This is a genomic window from Variovorax sp. 01T432 (assembly GCF_056398605.1).
Genome location: NZ_JBFTPS010000130.1, coordinates 1 through 1,606 on the forward strand (window position 1 = coordinate 1; position 1,606 = coordinate 1,606).

1 protein-coding gene is annotated in these 1,606 nt (G+C 68.2%); it reads left to right on the forward strand.

Annotated features, from left to right (window positions below):
• Window positions 1-134: 134 nt before the first annotated feature.
• Window positions 135-1,271: an IS110 family RNA-guided transposase gene (locus tag AC1DNF_RS35565; protein WP_478153620.1), complete on the forward strand. Its 1,137-nt coding sequence runs from the start codon at window positions 135-137 to the stop codon at window positions 1,269-1,271.
• Window positions 1,272-1,606: the final 335 nt, after the last annotated feature.

Below are 1,606 nucleotides of genomic sequence, written 5' to 3' on the forward strand. Positions count from 1 at the left end.
TCTAGTCAGAATGGCTTGAGCCGTTGAAGCGGCCCGTCTCCGGGACTACCGTGGATTGCGCACCGTGGGTGCGCCGAGCCACAACGCTGCACCCCGAAGGGCGGACAGCGTGTCAACGAGCAAGGAGACGGGCCATGAGTCAATCTACCACCACCGCGGCCACTGTGTACGCCGGCCTGGACGTCCACAGGGACAGCATCGACATCGCCCTGGCCGAGGCCGGCCGTGACGGCGAAGTACGTCATCTGGGCGCCGTAGCCGGCGGCGTCAATGCCGTCAGCAAGGCCCTGCGCCGCCTGGTCAGCCAGGGCCATTGCGTGCATGTGGTCTACGAAGCGGGCCCCTGCGGCTTCGTGTTGCAGCGCCACCTCGCCGCACTGGGCTACCACTGTGAGGTGGTTGCGCCCTCGTCCATCCCCAAGCGCTCGGGCGACCGCGTGAAGACTGATCGGCGCGATGCGTTGATGCTCGCGCGCCTCGCGCGTGCGGGCGAGCTCAGTGCCGTGCGCGTGCCGGACGCCGTGGACGAGGCGCTGCGCGACCTGGTGCGCGCCCGCGAAGACGCCGTGCGCGAGCAGCGCAACGCGCGCCACCGCCTGAAGGCGCTGCTGTTGCGCAATGGCGTGATGTACGCGGGCAAGTGCGCCTGGACGGCGGCGCATCTACGCTGGCTGGCCAGCCTGGCGCTACCGCACGCCGCGCAGCAGATCGCCTTCCAGGAGTACCTGCACGCAGTGAGCGAGTCGGGGACGCGCATCGCACGCCTGGAGCAGTCGCTGCGGGATGCGCTGGCAGGCTGGTCGCTGGCGCCGGTGGTGGCCGCGCTGCAGGCGCTGCGCGGCGTGCAACTCATCGCCGCGGTCACGCTGGTGGCCGAGATCCAGGACTTCCACCGCTTCGACAACCCGCGCCGGTTGATGGCCTACCTGGGCCTGGTGCCCAGCGAGGACTCCAGTGGCCAGCGCCGTCGCCAGGGCGCCATCACCAAGGCTGGTAACTCGGCGGCGCGGCGCATGCTGGTGGAGGTGGCACACCTGTACCGCTATCCGGCTCGAGTCAGTGCGGTCATCGCCAAGCGCCAGTCGGAGCTGCCCAAGACCGTGACCGACATCGCCTGGACGGCGCAGTTGCGGCTGTGCGCGCGCTTCAGGCGGCTGGCCGCGCGGCACGTGCCGCACAACAAGATCGTCGTGGCCATCGCGCGCGAACTCTCGGGCTTCGTGTGGGCCATCGCGTGCGAGGTGACGCCGCCACCGGCTGCCTCGAGGTGATGACATGAACGCACCACCAGACCACCAGCGGGAGGCGCCTATCGAACAACCTGTTTGAGGCCGGATCGGGAACGCGGCGCAGCCACGGCCACAGGGGAATCCTCGGGCGAGCTATTGCGCAGCCACGCAAGTGACCAACCGCAGACCCTAGAAAGCAGGCAGCCCCGCGACGAATACATGAACTGTCGGTAGCCAATCCACGCATATCAGCATGATCAACCGTCGCTCACGCACCCGGCTCCGCCGCGTTCCCTATCCGGCATTCGCGAAAGATTCTGAAATCCGGCACCCGGAGAGAGCGGCTCGCCCTCTTGACAGGATCAAGCCATATCAGC

Excerpts from the sequence above, each read along its gene's own strand:
- AC1DNF_RS35565 (WP_478153620.1), top strand. The coding sequence starts at position 135 with ATGAGTCAATCTACCACCACCGCGGCCACTGTGTACGCCGGCCTGGAC.